Raw genomic sequence first — 21,481 nt, 5'->3', positions numbered from 1 at the left:
CCCTTTAACAAAATAAAAAATGAAACATAAGATATTGGGTCTCGCACTATTGACCCTACCTTTGGTATCGTGCAACGACTTCCTTACACGCGAACCGTTCGACCGCCTACGAGGAGATAATGAGGAGACATGGAACTCGGAAGACGTTATTAAGTACTCCATGTACAACGTTTACCCCTCTTTCTTCAAAGGTTTCAACTCAGGATGGGGACGTTCTGACTGGTTTGCCGAAACTGATATAGCCGACTGGAACGACGATAATGCCCAAGAAGTGGCTACTTTCTTCACCAAAAACGTGCCTACCGCTACCACTGCAGCAACGCAATGGAACTTCGAAAATGTAAGAACACTAAATACTTATCTTAGCAAACTTTCGCGTTCTACTATACTCGACGAGGCTAAACGTCATTGGATTGGCGTTAACCGCTTCCTCCGCGCTGTGGAATATGCGAAACTTGTTTCTAATTTTGGTGATGTTCCTTATTATCAAGAGCCAATCGATCCTACAGATAAAGCTATGCTTTACCGCGCATTCAGCCCTCGCTTGGAAGTGATGGACAGCGTATTGTCTGACATGAAGTACGCAATGGAAAATGTTCGCATAAGCGATGGCGAACAAGGATTGAATATTACGCGCGACCTTGTTTATGCTTATGCCTCGCGTATCTTCCTCTTTGAAGGCACATGGCAAAAATATCACAGTCCACAAAACGCTGAAGCGGCTGCTAAATATCTGCAAGCGGCTAAAGATGCTGCCGACTACGTACTGAAATCTGGCCGCTATAAGTTGTGCAACAACTACAAAGACCTCACCACTTCGGTAGACCTAGCTGGCAATCCTGAGGTTATTCTCTACCGTTCGTATGTGGCTGGAGTGGTTACACACAGCTTGATGACCTTCATGAACACCGAACCCGAGAAGTCTAGTCCGTCGAAATCGCTCATCGAAAGCTACCTCACACAAAATGGTTTGCCCATCAATCAAGATGGTGGTAACACCATGTACCTGGGCGACAAAGACTTTAAGAAGGAAATAACCAAACGCGACCCACGCCTTTATGCCACCATCGACACCACTGGTCTTCGTCTTCCTTCAGTTGCTGCCGTATATGCAACATCGGGTTATTTCGCTAATCGCTTTGTCAACCCCTCGCTTCTCAACCTTGCTGGCGGTAAAAGCTACACCAACATTACCGATGCGCCTGTGATGAAACTCAACGAAGTGATGATGAACTACATCGAAGCTGCTGCCGAATTGGCCTCGCTGGGCAAGTACACCCTTACCCAATCCGACTTCGATCGCACCATCAACGCTCTGCGTAAACGTCCCAGCACCAACATGCCTACTGTGCAATTGGTTGGCGATGCGCTACACGTTGCAGCTGGCGAGGTGAAAGACAGCCAACGCGATGCTGATGTTTCGCCCATTCTTTGGGAAATACGCCGCGAGCGTCGCACCGAGTTAGTGTACGAAGGACTTCGCTTTAACGACCTTCGCCGTTGGAAAAAGCTCAACTATGCAGACATGGTTCTGAACCCCAAACTCAACATGGGCGCTTATATTAATAAGAGTGCCTACGTGGCTTGGTACAACCGAACCTACCCACCCGCAAAACCCGAGAATGCTCTAACGCTTGAAAAGCTTGGCAAAATGAACCTTGTGCAACTCGACCCAACGGGTAAGTATGTGGCCGACGAAAATGAAGGATACATCAAACCCATCGTTAAAGAAGGCTTTATGCGCACTTATAAAGAAAGAGATTATCTCTATCCCATCCCCATCGACCAACTTACGCTCTATCGTAACGCTGGTTATAGCGTAAAACAAAACGCTGGTTGGGAATAATCGCTAAAACCTTTATCCATGTTTCCCCCATCTCGCACCATCGAGATGGGGGATTTTTGTTAGGCACGATTTAATTTCTACGCTATAAACGGGCCGTAACAACGCACGTCTCGCCCAAATTTCATTACCCCAACAAACACCTCTTAAAACACTGTTTTACAACAACATACAACCAATACCCTTCTATCCGCCCACCTTTTAATATCTCCTTTCCCGCCAACCCTTCACTTTGTTTAGGGTAATCCCTATTCTTCTTTGGGGAAATTCCCCCTTTCCAGATCGTGCAATCTTACTAACTTTGCATCAGAAAGAAAGTCAAATGCGTTGAAAATAGGCACAGATGCCAACCACCTCATCGCAAGTTTTTAACTCTACAACAACAAGGCGATGGTTAAAATAAAACTTATAACAGCCATAACCGCGATAGCGATACTCGTTGGATGCGGTTCTTACGCCAGCACAGGTGCATACACAGGCGCCACTTTAGGTTCGATTTTAGGAAGCGCCATTGGCGGAATCACCGGCGGACCACGCGGTTCGGACATCGGACAGATTGTTGGTATGGGAGTTGGAAGCGTTGTTGGCGCCACTATTGGTGAGCAAGCCGACAAGAAAGTGATAAAAGGCATAGAAAAAAGACGCAAGCGCATTGAGCGCGAACGCAGAGAACGAAGCCAATACAACTACGATTACTATAACGAGCAAGGGCAGTATTACCAGCCAGCTGTACAAGATGGTGTAATCAACTACAGCAATGGGGCCGATGATAGGATTTTCGATTTCAACGGAAACGACTACAATGGCAATTATAGTGCACAGCAACCATCTACTAATAACGACATGGTGCAGCAACCATTTACCACAAATGGCGCCCTACCCCTCGAAATAAAAAACGCCCGATTTGTTGATGCCAATCAAGACCGCACCATCAATCGCGACGAACTTTGCAAGGTTATCTTCGAAGTTTGGAACAACTCCAACCGAACCTTACGCGATGTTCAACCCATCGTTATCGAAGAAACTGGCAACAAACACTTGGGCATCTCGCCCACAATACATGTTGAACAGCTCGAACCAGGTAAAGCAATACGCTACACTGCACTGGTAAAGGCCAGCAAAAAGCTCAAACCAGGCAAAGCCATCTTTCGTGTGGCTGCCGTGTCGGGAAACAACATCCCCGTGTCTGAGCCAATGTTTTTCAACATTCCCACTGATAAATAATTCATGGTATAGTATATGAACAATAGGTAAAGTTACTTTTAAAGGCAAAAGTTTTTCAGGATTAGAGATTGTTTAAAAAGTCAAGTTGTAAAAAGGCAATTGTGAAGTTGCCTCAAAATTTAAAGAGAGAGATAATTATACAACAGAGAAAGGTCTAAGACAACTCATGTATCATGGCGCGTCAAAGGCCTTGAAATGGCGCAAGAGTTATAGCCCTAGTGGGGGCAATCCCATAACCTACCTCCAGAGCTGGTAAGGTGGCGCCATACCATAGCGAGGCAATCGCTCGCCTAGCATCCGTGCAATGCGGGTTTGCCCATATGGAAGTTTATTTATTTGCATAGTTTAATAGCATATTAGGTACAAAAAAGAGGAAACGAACAACCGGGCACTTCTTGTCGAGACGACTAAGAGTGTTCGGTTTCCTTTTTGTGTTTTTCGCCGAAAAACACTAACTTTGCACTCACTTTGGGGCCTTCTTACCAACCACATATCGCTAATGGAGCAGGGTTTTCGTTCAATGGCCTCTCTGCACGCCCAGCATTACCGTGCACTGTTTCTTCCCTTTCGGGCTATTTGCATCGTTAGTGTTGCATGCAATAAGCCCCATCATCATCCCCTCACACCCCAACAACATGGATAACAGAGACCACATCGACTTTGGTCGGATGCATATACCCCACCTATTTATTAAGCTTTTCATTCCCACGCTTCTCGGTTTGGTGTTCAATGCCATGCTCACCCTTGCCGACGGCATATTTGTTGGGCAGGGCATTGGCAGCAATGCTTTGGCAGCTGTAAACATTGCCGCTCCCATTTTCCTTATTGGCCTAGGCGTATCGCTCATGTTTGCCACCGGTGTAAGTGTGGTGGCAGCCGTTCATCTATCGCGCGGCAACAACAAGGCAGCCAACATCAATGCCACCCAAGCCCTCACTGTGCCCTTTGTTGTGATGGCCTTCGTGGGCGTGCTCATTGCCGTTTTTGCCCCACAATTGTGTTATCTCTTTGGTGGTTCGCAAATGCTCGAACCCCTCGTTGTTGAATATCTCACCTACATCAGTCCTATTCCAGCCCTCACGGTGTTGGTACACGTAGGCGGTTTCATCATTCGTTTAGATGGTTCGCCCAAGTATGCCATGTACGTAAGTATTATTCCAGCCATGTTAAACATTTTTCTCGACTGGCTATTTGTTTTCCCTTTAAACCTTGGTTTGATGGGAGCAGCCTCGGCCACAACCATTTCCGAAGCAGTTGGCGCCATAATGGGCCTGGCCTATCTGCTATATTTCCCCAACACCCTACGCCTATATAAGCCAAAGTTCTCCCGCACCAGTCTTCGCCTAACCATGCGAAACCTAGGGTATATGATGAAACTTGGCTTCCCCACTTTCATTGCCGAAATGGCCATTTCTGTACTCATGATAGTGGGCAACTTTATGTTTATGTCGTTTCTTCGCGAAGATGGCGTTGCTGCTTTCAGTGTGGCCTGTTATCTTTTCCCTTTGGTATTTATGTTTGGCAATTCCATTGCCCAGTCGCAGTTGCCCATTATCAGCTACAATCATGGTCAGGCGGCTCACCAACGTGTGCGTCGCACGCTTCGTTTATCGCTTGTGCTCACGGCCATCAGCGGTGTGGCCATCAGCCTTTTGGGCATGTTGGCCTTCCGTCCACTTATTTCAATGTTTCTCACTTCTGGCACACGTGCCTTCGATATTTGTGTCGAAGGTTTCCCGTTGTTTGCCACCAGCTTTGTGTTTTTCTCGCTCAACGTGGTTATTATTGGTTTTTACCAGAGCGTAGAGCGTGCCACCGAGGCCATTGCTTTTATGTTTCTTCGCGGTTTTGTGTTGGTTATTCCCATTTTCATTGCACTCCCCCACATCATTGGTGTTAATGGTTTGTGGCTTGCCGTACCCCTTTCAGAGGCGCTAACACTTGTCGTTTTGGCCGTGTGGAGCAAAAAAAGATTAACCCTTACATAGCCTTTCGGATGGCCTTGGCCCTACAATCGGCATGCCCTCATTATGCGTTGGTCTACTTTTAAAGACAAAGCTTCCAGCATTTCCAAGTTATCACGTTGCGACACAAAGAGCACATAGCTATCGCTGTTTATGTCAATACATCCCACACAATAGTCGTGTTCGGCCCATTTCTCGTCTAGCGTTCTGCACCAAGCAGGCACTTCGCCTGCTTCGTCCAGCCATTCGGCCTTCAACTCCAGGTTTGTTTCGCTCGCCAGTTCTTGCATTTGTTCCGCAAACTCTTCTCTATCTGTTTTCCAATCCAGTTCCACAGCCGTTTGTCCCTCAATCATCTCGTCCACCATTGCAAACCATATAATGGTGTTTTCGTCTTCCTCTTCCTCGAAGCCTCTTTCTTCGTAACGGTCTTGATGGTTATTAAAATACTGTTGTGGCGAGATCAAACAGTTGTTCATAGCAGCCATTAGCTGTCCGCTATTGGGCATTAGCCTCAGCATTGCCCGATATGCATCAACACCTTGGGGGTTACCTATACGGTGATCTTCAAGCACTTCCCAATCAAAAAGACAAGGCATGCGCCCCTCTTCCACCAGCTCTGTGAGCAGTGCCAACGTTGCTTCGTAGCTGAAAGCGCCTTTCCCAAAAGTCACAGCAACCTTGTTTTGCGCCACATCCATCACGTTTATCTCTAGTCTAAAAGTGCATTTCCCGGTGTCGGCGCATACTTTTAACAAGCTGCAAGCGCGTCTCTGATGCATGGGCACAGGCGTTTGTGGCATTAGGCAGCATTCAAAACGCTCTTTCGTATTCACCAGCTTCAACATCTGTTGCAAATCATCCTTACCAAAACTACGGGCTTTTTCGTTCTCAAGTTGCATTCTCCACCCTGCGTAATGCTCATTTTCTGAACTCGAACCAGCCACTTGCGTTTTACCATTGCCTGTGTTCATGCCACCCTTTCTCTGCGGGTTAAGAGCCAAATACTTGTTGGCCTCGGCAAATATCCATTTATTTCGCATCTTAAAAGTCACCACAACAGGCAGCACAAATAGAGGACTAAGCCATAACACGGCCAACAATGCAGTGCCTCTTCGCTCTGCTCTCGTTCTTGTATGTTGAGCCAGTTCGTTAATTTCGTCGGTCAATTGGTAGAGCAACGCACCATCATTGAAAAGAGCAAGCAAAACAAACTCTAGCGCAATGAGCGAGAACGCCAAAACACCAACGCGCCAAGCCACCTTGTTGCATATTTTTATTTGCGTTTCTAAGTCGATATTCTCGGCATTAGGAACCTTAGCAAACCACTTTTTTGCGCGGTCTACTTTTATTTTGTTCAATTCTTTATTCACCATTTTAATGCTCTTTTAGGATGTTATTAGTGGTTTTGGGGTTTAAAAAAATAGGTTTCTTGCTTATGCTTGGTGGTCACGACCCACAAGCTTGCTCGCTTTTTTGTGCAAAGCTATTGGCAAGCCTTGTTGGCAAAGTCCTTGTTTTCGTTGTTTTCACGGCTCGCACCATTACTAAAGTTTGCCCAATGCATCACTTGCGTGCAACAAAATTACACAGAAAATTCGGTATCCAGCCCTTTGAAAGTGCATAATAGTTGTTGATAAAGCAAAAAAATACTGCACACCCCTTGTTAGCAGGATGCCGCACTGCAAACATCGTTGCACGCCTGCTAATGCTAAACGCTGCAACTAGCATAAAACAGCCCCCTCTTTATGGTTAAACAGAATTGTTAAACGTTTAGTTTTATTTTACAATCAGCACCTTTTCTGCTTACCATTCTAGCGCGTAAAAAATGCCCAATAGCATGGTTTTACCCCTTTACTCGACGTTTTTCGGATGCGAGGTCTCGAGTTTTTCGCCCTCCTTTTTGCTATTTATATATATATTGCCTTTCTAAAAGTGTGGTTGGGCAATATTTTTCGCTCCTCCTTTTGTCGCAATTTAGCCCCTATTTAACAACAAACGGCTAGAATAATTATGCACATCAGGCCATAAAATCCATCGTTTTGCCTCGCTATCTCATAGAGATTGCCGTGCTATCTCATAGAGATTACTTTGCTATCTCTATGAGTTAGCACTGCTAACTCGTGCATTTTACCATGCTAAAACCTACTTTTAGCACTAAATTGGACCTCAAACCACAACTTTTTAAGGTAAAAACGCATAAACAACAATAATCAAATGCAAAATTGCATATAGCAAAACATTTGTGCAATGGAGGTCTTTGCACAATGTAAATGGATAAAAAATGCGCCTAAATGGTGTGTTTTGGCCCTTATTTTTCGTCTCCTAACGTATAACAACATATTAATCAGAGCTTTACAAAACTCAAGAAATACAGCCAAAAATACGAGCGCATAGTGAATTGGTGAGCAGCGAGGCCAGTTTTCGTGTTAAAATAAGGTTCGATATTTTTACAAAACAAGATATACATCTAAACTTAGCCCAGCACAGGCACGCCACTTCATAGTCCAATAGCAAAGGGTAATCAATACCTTTGCAAGAAAACGCACACCCTATAGGCACAAACAACATATAAGTATCGCCCCAGAAGCGAGTACACCACAAACAAAAAATGACAAAATAAATGCAAAAAAGTTGCTACATGCACAAAAAAAAACATTAACTTTACAGGCAGAAAAAAGAATAGGTATTTTATAAGGCTGGTTCTAAAAATCGTCTTTCATGGTTTTTTAGGTTTTATATGGGCATGCATTTGCTTATTTCTTGAAGGAAGCAAGGCTTACCCTCTTGCTAAAAAGCAAGCAAAAGAGACCGAATGAAGGCAAAAAGACATGGATGAGCGACGATTAAAAAACAACGCTAAAACATAGCCCAACATTTACACCGCTGGTCAAAAGGGTGCTATTTGCCCACGTTTAAGCAGCACTAGCCCATCGGCTTAAACCGCGACGCTGCACTAACGCATCTCGCTGCACATTTACACGATGGCCGTAATGGCCAAACCGTATATCTACAAACCCCAAAACAATTACCTAAGGTTATGATGCATACCCCTAACACCGTGCATAAGGCTGTGCCCACCATCTTTGGGCGACACTTTGCACCCTGCTTCTTAGCTCTTACGCTGCTGGCCGTGACGCCACTTGCAGCGTTTGCTAACAACCCCAACGCTCAAAACCCACCGCGCACAGCAATGCCCGACAACGACAAACGCCACTTGCGCGGTACGGTTGTCGACGAAAATGGCGAACCCCTGATGGGCGTTAGCGTGTCGGCCCTTGGCTCTACGCCACTGGCTATCACCGATGCCAACGGCAAATTTAATGTAAGCGCACCTGCCAATGCCACACAACTAACCTTTAGCTACGTGGGCATGGCCACACAAAGCATCAATATTGGCCAACGCACCAACTTCCTTGTTACCATGACCGTGGGCGAACAGGCCCTTAAAGACGTGGTGGTTACGGGTTATCAAACCATCTCGCGCGAACGCACAACGGGTTCGTTCAATGTTGTTACGCCCGATAAGCTTAAGGGTAAATTGCAAACAAGCATCATGGCCCGACTCGAAGGCATGGTTCCAGGCATGATGCAACAAAATGGCAACCTCTATATCCGCGGTATGGCCACGCTTAGCGGTGGCGCCAACGCTTACAGTCCGCTGTTTGTGGTTGACGGATTGCCCTTCGAAGGCGACATCAACAGCATCAACCCCGCCACCATCAAGTCTATCACCGTGCTTAAAGATGCCGCAGCAGCATCAATTTATGGTGCTCGTGCCGCCAACGGCGTTATCGTTATTAGCACCATCGACGCCAAAGACAATGCCAAAACCACAGTGAGATATGACGCCAGCGTGAAATTTACGCCAAAACCCGACATGAGCTACTTAAATCTCATGAACAGCAACGAACTGATAGACTTGCGCCTGTATGGTTTTAAGTTTAACTCGGCTACATTGGGCATGATTCCGCCAAACTATTATCTCGACCCCGTGTCGGAATTGCTTTACAAACATCGCGATGGCCTGATTGACGACCAAGGACTTAACAACGCGCTGGCTAAATATCGCCAATTAGACAACCGCAAACAACTGGAAGACTTCTATACACAAACTGGCGTGGAACATCAGCACAACCTTAGTTTGAGCGGTGGCAACGACGTCAACCGTTATGTGTTTAGCCTTAATTATGCTGGCAACCGCTATAATGCCCGATATAACCAAACAGAACGCTTCGGTGCCACCATCAGAGACAACATCAAACTAACCAGTTGGCTCAATGCCGAAGCGGCCTTAACCATGAACTTTAACAACACCAACAGCGACCGAGGCATGGGTTCCTACGCTAATATGTACAGAAACCAGCCCTCGTACACCATGCTGAAAGACGAAAACGGGAACCCACTCAACGTGCCAACCTATAAGTCGGAATGGGAAATGGCACGACTTATAGAAATAGGATTGAAAGACGAACACTATAGCCCGATAACAAACCGCAGCGAAGAACGCTATAAAAGCAACGAAAAATATTACCGACTGATGTTGGGACTGAACGTGAAACTGATGAAAGGGCTGAATTTCGATGTGCGTTTTCAAACCGAAAACTCGTCGGACAAAACCACCGAGACCTACAGCGAACGTTCGTATTATGTGCGCAACATGATTAACGATGCAGCCCAATACAACCAAACCACAAAACGCCTTACACTCAATGTGCCCGAAGGTGCACAGTATGCCGAAAGTCGTGGCGATGCCGACGCCTACACCTTACGCGCACAACTAAACTTTAACCGCGAATTTGGACTCCACAATATCACCGCTCTTGCCGGTGGAGAAAGACGAAGAACAAGAAGCACCAACACCTCTATCTATTATATGGGTTTTGATGAAAGCACACTTGCCTACAAACCCGTTAACCCCACAACACTGGTTAACCTAAAAGGAACAGAGTCGTTGGCTGGTAACTTCAACTGGTCGAGTACTGGTTCAAACTGGATTAATGAGATAGAAAACCGATATGTATCGTTTTATGCCAATGCTGCTTACGCCTTCGATAGCAAATACAACCTCACAGCAAGCATACGTATAGACCAATCCAACCTCTTTGGTACCGACCCACGTTATCAATACCGCCCCTTGTGGTCGGTGGGTGGCGCATGGCACTTGTCTAAAGAACGCTTTATAGCAGGCAAATTGTCGTGGCTCAACAACCTTACATTGCGCCTTACTTACGGTATCGGTGGAAACGTGCCACGAGGTGCTGGTCCGTTTGTCACAATTAAAGCCGCTCAGTATAACCCATGGAGCAAAGACTTTGGAGCAGAGATTAAAAACCCGCCCAACTACACGCTGCGTTGGGAGAAAACAGCCACTGCCAACCTTGGTATTGACTTTGCTTTGCTAGACAATCGCCTATCGGGCAGCATAGAAGTGTATCGTAAACACTCTACCGACCTGCTTGCACAACGCGATGCCGACCCAACCCTTGGCTTTAGACAGCTAACACTGAACTATGGCAACATGACAAACAGGGGTGTGGAACTTACATTGAACAGCGTAAACCTGCAAACACGCCACCTAAGATGGACCACAGGCGTGAACTTTGGTTATAACAAAAACACCTTAGACGATGTGGAAGACTCCAACCCCAACGTTCTGTCGTACACAAGTGGCTTTGCAGCCGTGAAAGGTCATCCCCTTGGCGCCATCTTTAGCTATCGCTATGCTGGACTGTCGGGCACAGACGGCACACCCCGTTACTATGTTGACGGAGGAAACAGAACAGATGCACAGGTGAGCAACCTAGCCGATCTGACCTATTCGGGTACTAGACATCCCACTTACAGCGGGTCGTTGAGCAACACCATTGCGTATAAAAACTTTGAACTCTCGTTCATGTTCATGTTCTATGGTGGCAATGTGCTGCGCACAGAGGCCGCACCCTACCTGTCGGAACCCACACATCTCAACCCCAACAAAGAGATGAACAACATCTGGAGACAACCCGGAGACGAACGAAACCCCGATGCCACACCAGCATTTACAGGCTATGCACTAGACCTAACAACAATGGTGCACCCCTGGCATGCTGCAGACAAGCACGTGTTTAAGGCCGATTATGCCAAACTGAGACATGTGTCGCTCACCTATCGCGTGCCACAACAGCTTGTTTCTAGATGCCATCTGTCGCAACTGGCCTTCACCCTGCAAGCCCAAAACCTGTTTAGATGGACGGCCAACAACTACAACATTGACCCCGAAGCACTGGGAACAACGGGCTACGGATGGGGAATGCGCGCCATACCTTCGCCCGCAACATGGACCCTTGGCGTGTCGGCCACATTCTAATTCTGGGCAACGCACAACGAAGGTTTTATTTATAATCCCCCAAAACGTAAAACAAAAATGAAAGCAACATATAACATACTGGCCACATTAGCACTGGCAACAACGCTTAGCGCCTGCGACTCGTATCTCGACATCAAGCCCAAAGGCGAACGAATACCCGAAACGGCATCCGACTATAGAAGTATGTTGAGCCATTCTAACATCCAAAAAATCGGCGAAACCTATCCCGTTTACCTCACAGACGACTGCTATCTGCCCGACTCGGCCGTGAATACGGCCACGCCTGGACTGAATACTATCACGCCCTACCTCAAACGTCTTTACACCTTTGATAAGGAGGTGTTTGGCGATGGCGAAGACGATACGTTTTGGTTCTCGGCTTATTCGCGCATATTTACCAACAATGTGGTGGTGCGCGAGGTGATGAAAGCCACAGAAGGAACAAACGAAGAGAAGAATGCCATACGCGGAGAGGCCCTCGTTAATCGTGCTTTGGATTACCTGTATCTCGTTAATGGTTATGCCAAACATTATAACGAAGCCACAGCCGATAACGACCCTGGCGTGCCACTGCTGCTAGATGCCGACATTTCGCAAACAAATCTTACTCGCGCTAGCGTGAAAAGTGTGTACCAACAGATATTGGCCGACCTAAACGAAGCCGAAAAAGCACTACCTGCAGAGATTAGCACCAATGCTTTTCATGCCTCGAAAGATGCAGCACGCGGTCTTTTGGCCCGAACTTTGCTGTACATGGGTAACTACGTCGATGCTCTAAAGGCTGCCAACGAGGTGATTGCCCGACACGACACACTGCTAAATTTAACCCAATATGCAGTGGTAAAACCCAACGGAATGATTGGACGCACCAATGTTCCTGATGCCGATGCCAACCCCGAAAGCATCTTTATCAAGTATGCGCCTTATATATTCGGTGTTAGTTCGAAGGTGTTCCCCTCGGACACCTTGCTAAATATGTATCCAGGCAACGACATGCGCATGGCACTTTTCATGCCCGATAAATATCGTGGCACACAACTAACACATGCTATTTGGGCGCCTTTTGTGCGTGCAAACACTGCCATTAGCACGCCAGAGATGTTTCTTATCGCTGCCGAATGCGAAGCAAGAGTGGGCAATGCGCAACGTGCCATGGCACTGATTAACAAACTTCGCGACCATCGCATACACACAAACACTCACGTTGTATTGACAGATAAAGACAGCGTGCTGAACTTTGTGCTGGCCGAAAGACGACGCGAACTGGCGTTTAATGGTTTTACACGACTCATCGACCTGAAAAGGCTGAACTTAGACCCACGTTTTGCCACCACCGTAAAACATGTTGGTGCAAACGAAACATGGGTTTTAATGCCTAACGACCCCAAATACGTGCTGCCCATACCACAAAAAGTAATGCGGTTTAACGCTAACAGTATGACACAAAACGAAAGATAACAATATGAAACGACTATCATTGCTCGCACTTATGCTGGGCTTCATGCTTCATGCAGCTGCCGTTGGCATTAGTGCCAACGCTCTTGTGGCCGACAAGAGCATCAAAAAACTGTACTTGTTTATTGTGCAAGACGAACATTATGGCTATGTGCAACCACTCGACTCAATTGAAGTAACCGACGGAAAGTTTACTTTTCACAACGACACGCTCACTTCGCGCCTGTTCTTTATCTCGCCAACATTCGACCTTAACGACATGGAGGCTTGCTTCGAACAAGGTTCGTACCTGTTTATGGCCAATGGAGAAAACCAATTAACCATCGCAAAAAACAACAAGGGACAATTGATGGTGAACAATCCTAACGTGGAATTGAATAACCTATACGTAACTTTTAAACACCAAAAAGACAGTGCTGGCGACAAACAAAGACTGGATTCGCTAGACCAACTGTTTTATGCAGCACGCGACCGCAACGACCAACGCGAGATGCAACGTTTGAAAGAAAGCACTGGCGATATATACGACCGAGCTTATGAAAACCAACGAAAGTGGTTGAACAAAGAGATTGAACGACAACAAGGCACTCCCTTTGGCCTTTATCTCTATTATACCTACAGACTGCAACACGCTAACATCACCAATAAAGACGAATTGACCTGGGCCAGACAGGCTGTTGAGGGTGCTAACGCTGAAGCAAGACAAACTTGGTATTATAAATTGGCCACCGAAAAACTTGACGCTGCCGCGCTAACCGTTGCTGGACAGATGGCTCCGGCTATTGTGGGAGAAGACAAAATGGGCAAACCTGTGAGTCTGGCTAACTTTAAAGGAAAGTATGTTTTGGTGGATTTCTGGAGCTCTTCTTGCACCTGGTGCAGAAAAGAAACACCCGTGTTACTGAAAACCTATAAGGCTTTTAAGGATAAAAATTTCACTATCCTGGGCGTGTCGACCGACTTTAAGCGGGCTGAATGGCTGAAAGCTATCAAGGACGATGGGGCTATTTGGGACCACCTTCTACTTAAAGGCAACGACCGAAAGAAGATTATGGACGACTATTCTATCGTGGGCATACCACAAATTCTGCTTGTTGCCCCCGACGGAACAATTATTGCCAAAAACTTGCGCGGCAATAGAATATTCGAAACGGTGAAAAAGGCGGTAACTAAATAACTGCTCTCTCACCTATCATGAGTGAAAAATGGGTAAGCAGGCTAATCAATACATAATGATTAGCCTGCTTATTTTTTTTTCTACCACCTGCATTGGCTTATTAATGGGGTACAGATTTAACCCCAATCAATCGTTAAGCTGGTTTGATTTTGTGTTTTATTAAGCACATTGTCTATATTATTCTTGAAGGCAACTTACACTAAACCAAAGAAATATGACAGGCAAGATACCGACAAGTAAACGAAAGATGGACAGGAAGCAATGAAAACAAAATAAAAATAGGTGATAAGCGGCGTACCTACCGAATGGAGGGTTAATACCTACACCCACAGTTTTGGGTGCATGAAGCCCTTTGATATAGGATATTTGTAAGAGTAGCAGCCTACATCCAGAGCATAAGACTGGCAAAACACCAGCAAACAAGCCAATGATGAACAAGAAACAAGTAACACCTTCTCATGATATTTGATAAGTGGGACAATAACCTTTTAGGATTAAAATAGGGGGTAAGACGTATAATAACCAATTGGCGTATACGGATAGGGCAACAAAAGGCTTGAGCGGAAGGCATATTCTACGAGCCATTATCCACCCAAGCCCAAAACGTTTTGTGCACAAAAAGCGCGTTAATCGAACCGTTCGAACAAGCGCGGACACAATTTCTTCATCGACTCAGGGTCTTCTTCATCCCAATTAAACTCGAAATTGGGATAATTTCCTTCCCTTGTAGTAAAGTTATCATCGTCAATATAATCGTATAAGTCGGCGTCTGTAGCCTCTTCGAAAGCATCAATAGCCGCGTACCAGAACAATTCGAACTCAAAAAAGTCCATATCTGAATCTTCTGCAATATAGTCAATGAGGTTGTCGGGATTAGCAAGAGCAGCTTCGTACACTTTACGTCCGCGCGATATCACCCACAAACGAAAATACTCGAAGCCATCGTCTGAACATCCGCCATTCATCAAATAGCCGGCACACCACATTTCAGAAGTGTAGCTATCATAAAGAAGCTTATCGGTGCGAAGTCTAAATCCCACCATTTCTTTAAGCGACAGCTTGCTTAGTTCGTGCATCACAACTTCGAGATACTCGTCTTCTTCGTCGCCAGCTTCGTCTACTGCTTTCTGAACGATGGCCCAGAACTGATCTTCGTTCATCATTTCTGCCGTTGGTTTCAGTTCGGCAAGTTCCTGTTTTCTTTGTTTGTCCATAATATAAAGTTTTATTTAAAGGTACGAAAAGAATTAAGTGCTCCACACTGATGTTAAGACATTGCACCTAGATGCAGCTCGCCACAAGCGAAATCGTTTAACAACTAGGTTAAAAGGTGCTCATTTGAATACCAAGAAGCGCTTACACTTACGTGATAAGGCGAGTGCACAAATACTAATAGCGCTCACACTTACGTGATAAGACGATTGAACAAATGCTAATAGAGCACAATATGCATTCTCTCGATGGCCTCTAGGGTTGATCAGTGCTTAGTTTTTTTCTTTCCTTTCTTCCATTTTGTGGTTTTATGTTTGTCGTTATGCGACTTTGTTTTTACATGTTTCCTCTTCTTATCAATGCTTTTTGTCTTAGTGGCATGGTGTTTTTTATCACCCTTTTTGAGCTTTGCTCCCTTAGTTTTGTGTTTGCTTTTGCTCAAAGACTTCTTTTTCCCATGGCCTTTAGCATGCTTATCTTTGTGTTTTCCTTTGGTTTTCGCCTTAGCTTTAGTCGACTTCTTTTTAGCATGATGGTCGGTTTCGCTGTCTGAAACATGGTTATTATCCTTAGCATACACAGCATGTTTGTTTAATGGCGTTACTTCTACAGCCACCACTCCTTTAGAAAGCATGTCTAAAGCCTTAGCAGCTCCCCACGAAAGGTCAACGACACGTCCTCGTCCAAACGGTCCGCGGTCGTTTACACGCACCACCACTTCACGGCCATTACTTAGGTTTTTCACCTTGAGCAGTGTACCAAAAGGATGTGTTCGATGCGCACACGTAAGACTATCATGGTGCAATCTTTCTCCACTACTTGTTCTTGCGCCCGTTGCTCGGAGCGAATAAAAAGTGGCTTTACCTCTCTGCTGTGCATGCAAAGAGATAAAGCCCACAATGATAAGTGCAACAAACAATACGTATCTTAATTGCGTCACGTTGTTTGAGTTTATGATTATTGAGGTCGTAAGCACCCCGATGCATCGCTTAGGCACGGATTGCAGATCCTTCTGCCTTAGAGTTGCGGGTGCGCAACGCTCTAATTCTTCTTTATTTTACGTTTTTATGCGATGCCCTGCGCCATCATAGCGTGAGCCACCTTCATAAATCCAGCGATGTTAGCGCCCTTCACGTAGTCGATATAGCCGTTAGCTTCTGTACCATACTTCACACACTGTTCGTGTATTGAAGACATAATGTGGTGCAGACGTTCGTCAACTTCCTTACCAGTCCATCCTAGACGGAGAGAGTTTTGCGTCATTTCCAATCCAGAAGTAGCTACGCCACCAGCGTTAACTGCCTTACCAGGAGCGAAGAGTGTTTGTGTAGCCACAAACTTTTCAGCAGCTTCAGCAGTACAACCCATGTTAGAAACTTCAGCAACGCAAACGGGTTTGTGAGCCAAAATTTTGTCGGCGTCTTCGCCATTGAGTTCGTTTTGGGTTGCGCAAGGCAAGTAGATATCGGCCTTTGTTTCCCAAGGTTTCTTGCCAGCGAAGAAAGTTGAGCCTGGGAACTTGTCTGCATAGGGAGCGCAAACGTCGTTACCGCTATTGCGAAGTTCGAGCATGTATTCGATTTTTTCGCCGCTAATACCATTAGGATCGAGGATATAACCATCAGGACCACTAAGGGTAATAACCTTAGCACCCAGTTCGGTAGCCTTTTTAGCAGCTCCCCAAGCAACGTTTCCGAAGCCACTTAATGCCACTGTCTTGCCCTTAATATCGATGCCTTTGGTTTCTAACATTTGGTTAACGAAGTAAAGTGCGCCGTAACCAGTTGCTTCAGGACGGAAGATTGAGCCACCCCATTCAAGACCTTTACCAGTAAGCACGCCTTCAAATTGATGCGTAAGCTTGCGATACATGCCAAAGAGATAACCGATTTCGCGACCACCAACGCCGATATCACCTGCGGGAACGTCTTCGTTCGGGCCAATATGGCGATACAATTCGGTCATGAAAGCTTGGCAGAAACGCATGATTTCAGCCTCGCTACGGCCACGGGGTGAGAAGTCGCTACCACCTTTACCGCCACCCATAGGCAACGTGGTGAGTGCGTTTTTAAACGTTTGCTCGAAGCCCAAGAACTTCAAGATAGAGAGGTTTACTGAGGGATGGAAACGCAATCCGCCTTTGTATGGGCCAATAGCACCATTAAATTGCACGCGATAACCAATATTCACGTGTACCTCGCCCTTATCGTCGGTCCAAGGAACACGGAAGGTAATAACGCGCTCGGGCTCTACCATCCGCTCGATTATCTTAGCTTTTTCAAACTCAGGATGTTGGTTATACACGTCCTTTATTGAAACAAGCACTTCTTTTACGGCCTGAAGGAACTCAGACTCTCCTGGATGCTTGCGCTCCAGTTCTTGCATGATTTTCTCCACTTCCATGGTTGTAATCTTTTTTTATGGTTGGGTTAGTAAACTTAGTATTTGTCAAATGGATGGTGCAAATATAGAACTTATTTACATACGCACCAAATAAAAGGGCAATATTTTTTTGGGGGTTGTTATAGGCTTGCTGTTTCAAGTGACAAGGCGCGATATAGGTTTGCTTCCCTTTTGTTCGCTTTTACGCCTTTCATCTTACATTTACTAGCTGGTGCGACCTAATTTTGTCCAAAAAGATAATCTTCATTTTCTTCAAAAGTTCGCTTTTTCTTTTGAAATATTTTGGGTCTATTTCTAATCTCTTTGGTCGTGTATTTGCCTTTGTCTTAACTACAACAAGCGGTAATTACAGGCAAAAGATATAAAAAGGCCTCATCCGTTATTTCTCTCTAAAGAGAAGAGGTTTAGCGGATGAGGCTTTTACGTGTAAACTATGGTTTAAGTTTCACCTTCACAAACACAGGATAGTGGTCGGATGCCGTGCGTATTCTGTGCGGTTTAAAATTGATTTGCTGCGGAGCATCATGCCCTTTCTCGCTTTTTGTGTATTCTTCTTCCGTCCAATAGAAATTCGGAAGAACGCCATATCGAGTCACAGTAAAGCTAGGCGACACAAAAATATGGTCTATCCTACTGGTTGTTTTCAGCGTTGGATTAAAGCTATTAAACGTTCCGTTCTCTGCAAAACGATATTTTGCCACGGTGTAGGCATCTTTTAGTTGGCCGTTTGCGGTGAAAATGGCGTAGGTTTCGTCGGTTTGGTCAACATTAAAGTCGCCCGTTAACACCACTGGACTATCGTTTCCTCCCAACTCGTCGATGGCTCTCATCACCAGCTTAGCCGACTCGTAGCGTGCTTTAACACCCACATGGTCGGTATGAAGGTTGAAGAAAAGGAACACTTTTCCTGTTTTGCGCACCTTAAACTTCGCCCATGTGCAAATGCGAATACATGCTGCGTCCCATCCCAGCGATGGTTTTGTGCGATTGGGCGACAGCCAAAAGTATCCATCACTTAGCAAAACCAAACGTTCGCGTTGATAAAAGATTGGGGCAAATTCGCCAGCTTCGTGCCCATCATCGCGCCCAACGCCCACATAACCATAGTCGGGCAAGCCTCGCAACAGGTCGTCTAATTGCTCTTTGAGCACCTCTTGCGCGCCAAAGGCGTCGGGAAGTTCATAATGAATTTGGTCGCAAATCACCTGGCAACGCTTCTTCCAGAGATGTCCTTTCGACTCATCGCCATCGTTTCGATACCTTATATTATAGCTACCCAGCACCAGTTCTTGCCCAAAGGCTGCAAAGGCCATGCACAGCAAAGCCCCAAGCAGCACAATACGAGCTTTATTGGAACACATAGCGCAACACGAGCAACGAACTAACGATGAAGAGTGTGATGTTCACATCTTTGTAATTGCCACTCAAAATCTTCACCAGTGTATAGCTAATCAAGCCCAGAGCCATACCCTCGGCAATGCTATAAGTAAGCACCATCGTTAAAACGGTGATAAAACAAGGCAAAGCTTCAGAGATATCTTGCAAGTCTATCTTCTTTATCGACTCGAGCATAAACACGCCCACAAGCACCAATGCGCCTGTTGTTGCAGCCGAAGGGATGATAAGAAACAGCGGAGCCATAAACAACGCCACCACAAAGAACATGGCTGTGGTGAAGGCTGTGAGGCCAGTTCGCCCTCCTTCGGCCACACCTGCTGCACTTTCTACGTATGTTGTTACGGTAGAAGTGCCCAGCAAAGCACCTGTTGAGGTGGCGATGGCATCGGCCATCATGGCCTTTTGGATATTCTTCACATTACCATTTTCGTCCATCATGTCGGTTTTTGCTGCCGTTCCGATAAGCGTTCCCAGGGTATTGAAGATGTCGATAAATACCAACACAAACACCGTTAGCATCATATCCATATTGAGTAAGGCAGCAAAATCCAGCTTAAGGAATGTTGGCGCCAGACTTTGTGGCATCGAAACGGGTACAAAGGCTTCGGGTATTTGGGTTATGCCCATTGGTATGCCCACAACGGTGCATATCAAGATGCTATAAAATAGTGCACCACGAACCTTCAACACCAGCAGGGCACCACTCAAAATGATGCCCACGCAGGCCAACACGGCGGTTGGGGTGAATGCGCCCAAGGCCACATAAGTGGCATCGTTGGCCACAATAATGCCTGCATTCTTCAGTCCGATAAAGGCGATAAACAAGCCAAGACCGCCCGAAATAGCAAATCGCAGGTTCTTAGGAATGCACTTAACAATTTGCTCGCGTATGTTCAGCGCTGTTAATATAATAAAGATAATACCTTCAACAAACACTGCTGCCAAGGCTGCTTCCCACGAATAGCCCATGCCTTTTACCAGCGTAAAGGCGAAGAAAGCGTTGATTCCCATACCTGGGGCCTGTGCAAAGGGCAGTTTTGCCAAGAAAGCGATAAACAAAGTTCCCAAGGCCGAGGCCAAAGCGGTGGCTGTAAACACCGCACCCTTGTCCATTCCCGCCGCACTTAGTATGTCGGGGTTCACGGCAAGGATGTAACTCATGGTGAGAAATGTGGTTACGCCAGCCATTATTTCTGTGCGGCGCGATTGTTTCTTTGGGTCGAAGCCCAATAAAGAATAGAAAGACATTGTGTAAAATTATTGTGAGTTGAGCTCACCTTCAACCTCTCTCCAAAGAAAAAAGCCTCACCCCCAACCCCTCTCCAAAGGGAGAGGGGAGTGATATGCCTTGCAATAGCATTGCATTTTTCGCTTATCAACTTAGTAACTACATAGCATATTACTCCCCTCTCCCTTTGGAGAGGGGTTGGGGGTGAGGCTTTTTTTCCTTGGAGAGGGGTTAAGGGCAAGCCCGTTTATGTTATTAAAACGTCCACTTCGCAGCCAACGTAGGCAAGCAATACCAGCGATGGTTTTGATTAACGAAGTTATTGCTTATTTCCCATTCTGTTCCCACGCTCAGTTTAAAGTCGTCGCTAACGCCTTTAATGCGGTTAAGATTAACCCAGAACTGTGGTTCGGTAAGGAAAATGGCTATATTTTGTCCGTCTGTAAAACGGCGGTCGCCCCAGAAATCGGCAAATCCATTAAAGGTGAGCAAGCGATTGCAGAAGTTCATATACCATGTGGCGGTTAGTTGCCACGAGTGTTTTTTGTCTTGTTTGGCCAAATACTTATACATTGGTGTGAATGTGAAGCCCGAATTAAAGTCTTTATCGTTCCAGCTATAAGTCACACCTGCAAGATAAGCGTCGTTATACGAGCCCACACCTTTGGCCAATCCGCCATTATACTCCACATGAATAGCCACAGGTGCTTGCCAGAATTTCAATTCGCGCGATATTTCCCAATATGCGGAGGCCACGCCATTGTCTGCATAGTCCATGTCGACAAAGAAGAAAGTGTTACCCCATTTGTCGGGTTTAAACATCTCCACCGTAGAGGTCAACTTAGGTCTTGCGGAGAGGTTGTCGTTCAGATGTCCAAAATCATAATGCAACTGCACATTCTGTGCCTGTACAGACAGGCCGGCCACGATAGCAATGGCCAAAGCGAAAAGCTTTTTCATTCTATTTTTTAATTTGGTTTCGTTAGTTAGCCTGCACAACTTCAACGGCACTCGCTCTGTCATTGGTTTGCAAGCAAATGCAAAGTTAGTGAGAATTGATGGAATAATCATGATGAAAATGCAAAAAAAAGGAGACGTGTGTAAGGTGTTCTAGGGATTTGTTTGCCCTAAAACACAGCATTTAAACGGCTTGACGCTAAAAAGCTGAACTAAAAAGCGCATCAATTCTGCACCTTCTTTTGTCAGCAAACTCCAATTTGCATGCTTA

The 21,481-nt window shown here is 45.8% G+C and carries 13 protein-coding genes; 6 read left to right on the top strand and 7 right to left on the bottom strand.

The genetic code is table 11. The features are described from left to right. Positions 1–19: 19 nt before the first annotated feature. From QME03_RS10700 to QME03_RS10690, 3 genes are all read left to right on the top strand, one after another. Positions 20–1,846, top strand: a complete 1,827-nt coding sequence (locus QME03_RS10700; protein WP_273147439.1) for a RagB/SusD family nutrient uptake outer membrane protein — start codon at positions 20–22, stop codon at positions 1,844–1,846. Positions 1,847–2,233: 387 nt separating this feature from the next. Beyond that, positions 2,234–3,067, top strand: a complete 834-nt coding sequence (locus QME03_RS10695) for a glycine zipper domain-containing protein (protein WP_281724347.1) — start codon at positions 2,234–2,236, stop codon at positions 3,065–3,067. A gap of 635 nt (positions 3,068–3,702) precedes the next feature. After that, positions 3,703–5,055, top strand: a complete 1,353-nt coding sequence (locus QME03_RS10690; RefSeq protein WP_281724346.1) for an MATE family efflux transporter — start codon at positions 3,703–3,705, stop codon at positions 5,053–5,055. A 20-nt stretch (positions 5,056–5,075) separates the two neighbouring features. On the opposite strand, the gene QME03_RS10685 is transcribed toward QME03_RS10690, so the two are convergent. Then, positions 5,076–6,407 carry a DUF6630 family protein gene (locus QME03_RS10685; protein WP_281724345.1) on the bottom strand — a complete coding sequence of 444 codons (1,332 nt, stop codon included), beginning with the start codon at positions 6,405–6,407 and terminating at the stop codon, positions 5,076–5,078. 1,664 nt (positions 6,408–8,071) lie between these two features. Here QME03_RS10685 and QME03_RS10680 point away from each other — a divergent pair. From QME03_RS10680 to QME03_RS10670, 3 genes are read left to right on the top strand one after another with little or no spacing between them, the layout of a single operon-like run. Continuing rightward, on the top strand, positions 8,072–11,380 hold the full coding sequence (locus QME03_RS10680) for a SusC/RagA family TonB-linked outer membrane protein (protein ID WP_281724344.1): 3,309 nt from the start codon (positions 8,072–8,074) through the stop codon (positions 11,378–11,380). Positions 11,381–11,437: 57 nt separating this feature from the next. Beyond that, on the top strand, positions 11,438–12,838 hold the full coding sequence (locus QME03_RS10675) for a RagB/SusD family nutrient uptake outer membrane protein (protein ID WP_281724343.1): 1,401 nt from the start codon (positions 11,438–11,440) through the stop codon (positions 12,836–12,838). 4 nt (positions 12,839–12,842) lie between these two features. Continuing rightward, positions 12,843–14,012 carry a TlpA family protein disulfide reductase gene (locus tag QME03_RS10670; RefSeq protein ID WP_281724342.1) on the top strand — a complete coding sequence of 390 codons (1,170 nt, stop codon included), beginning with the start codon at positions 12,843–12,845 and terminating at the stop codon, positions 14,010–14,012. 626 nt (positions 14,013–14,638) lie between these two features. Here the strand turns inward: QME03_RS10670 and QME03_RS10665 are convergent. The 6 genes from QME03_RS10665 to QME03_RS10640 all read right to left on the bottom strand — a co-directional run bounded on the left by QME03_RS10665 (position 14,639) and on the right by QME03_RS10640 (position 21,213). Further along, positions 14,639–15,226, bottom strand: a complete 588-nt coding sequence (locus tag QME03_RS10665; protein WP_281724341.1) for a DUF4240 domain-containing protein — start codon at positions 15,224–15,226, stop codon at positions 14,639–14,641. A 263-nt stretch (positions 15,227–15,489) separates the two neighbouring features. Continuing rightward, entirely contained in the window at positions 15,490–16,143 is a 654-nt protein-coding gene (locus QME03_RS10660) for a septal ring lytic transglycosylase RlpA family protein (RefSeq protein ID WP_281724370.1), read from the bottom strand. Between the two features lie 146 nt (positions 16,144–16,289). Further along, positions 16,290–17,627, bottom strand: a complete 1,338-nt coding sequence (gdhA, locus tag QME03_RS10655) for an NADP-specific glutamate dehydrogenase (protein WP_281724340.1) — start codon at positions 17,625–17,627, stop codon at positions 16,290–16,292. A gap of 431 nt (positions 17,628–18,058) precedes the next feature. Then, positions 18,059–18,988 carry an endonuclease/exonuclease/phosphatase family protein gene (locus QME03_RS10650; RefSeq protein ID WP_281724339.1) on the bottom strand — a complete coding sequence of 310 codons (930 nt, stop codon included), beginning with the start codon at positions 18,986–18,988 and terminating at the stop codon, positions 18,059–18,061. Further along, entirely contained in the window at positions 18,975–20,273 is a 1,299-nt protein-coding gene (locus QME03_RS10645; RefSeq protein WP_281724338.1) for an NCS2 family permease, read from the bottom strand. The genes QME03_RS10650 and QME03_RS10645 overlap by 14 nt, the downstream gene beginning before the upstream one ends. A 235-nt stretch (positions 20,274–20,508) precedes the next feature. Next, positions 20,509–21,213 (bottom strand): nucleoside-specific channel-forming Tsx family protein, encoded by a 705-nt coding sequence (locus tag QME03_RS10640; RefSeq protein ID WP_273147417.1) that lies wholly within the window; start codon positions 21,211–21,213, stop codon positions 20,509–20,511. Between the last annotated feature and the right edge of the window lie 268 nt (positions 21,214–21,481).

The organism is Hoylesella shahii (assembly GCF_937990675.1).
In the GTDB taxonomy this organism is placed as follows: Bacteria; Bacteroidota; Bacteroidia; order Bacteroidales; family Bacteroidaceae; genus Prevotella; species Prevotella shahii.
Note: the sequence above shows the minus strand (reverse complement) of the source record. Positions and strands in the feature narration are given on the sequence as shown.

Excerpts from the sequence above, each read along its gene's own strand:
- gdhA (WP_281724340.1), bottom strand. The coding sequence starts at position 17,627 with ATGGAAGTGGAGAAAATCATGCAAGAACTGGAGCGCAAGCATCCAGGA.
- QME03_RS10695 (WP_281724347.1), top strand. The coding sequence starts at position 2,234 with ATGGTTAAAATAAAACTTATAACAGCCATAACCGCGATAGCGATACTC.
- QME03_RS10680 (WP_281724344.1), top strand. The coding sequence starts at position 8,072 with ATGATGCATACCCCTAACACCGTGCATAAGGCTGTGCCCACCATCTTT.
- QME03_RS10670 (WP_281724342.1), top strand. The coding sequence starts at position 12,843 with ATGAAACGACTATCATTGCTCGCACTTATGCTGGGCTTCATGCTTCAT.
- QME03_RS10690 (WP_281724346.1), top strand. The coding sequence starts at position 3,703 with ATGGATAACAGAGACCACATCGACTTTGGTCGGATGCATATACCCCAC.
- QME03_RS10685 (WP_281724345.1), bottom strand. The coding sequence starts at position 6,407 with ATGGTGAATAAAGAATTGAACAAAATAAAAGTAGACCGCGCAAAAAAG.
- QME03_RS10700 (WP_273147439.1), top strand. The coding sequence starts at position 20 with ATGAAACATAAGATATTGGGTCTCGCACTATTGACCCTACCTTTGGTA.
- QME03_RS10675 (WP_281724343.1), top strand. The coding sequence starts at position 11,438 with ATGAAAGCAACATATAACATACTGGCCACATTAGCACTGGCAACAACG.
- QME03_RS10645 (WP_281724338.1), bottom strand. The coding sequence starts at position 20,273 with ATGTCTTTCTATTCTTTATTGGGCTTCGACCCAAAGAAACAATCGCGC.
- QME03_RS10665 (WP_281724341.1), bottom strand. The coding sequence starts at position 15,226 with ATGGACAAACAAAGAAAACAGGAACTTGCCGAACTGAAACCAACGGCA.
- QME03_RS10650 (WP_281724339.1), bottom strand. The coding sequence starts at position 18,988 with ATGTGTTCCAATAAAGCTCGTATTGTGCTGCTTGGGGCTTTGCTGTGC.
- QME03_RS10640 (WP_273147417.1), bottom strand. The coding sequence starts at position 21,213 with ATGAAAAAGCTTTTCGCTTTGGCCATTGCTATCGTGGCCGGCCTGTCT.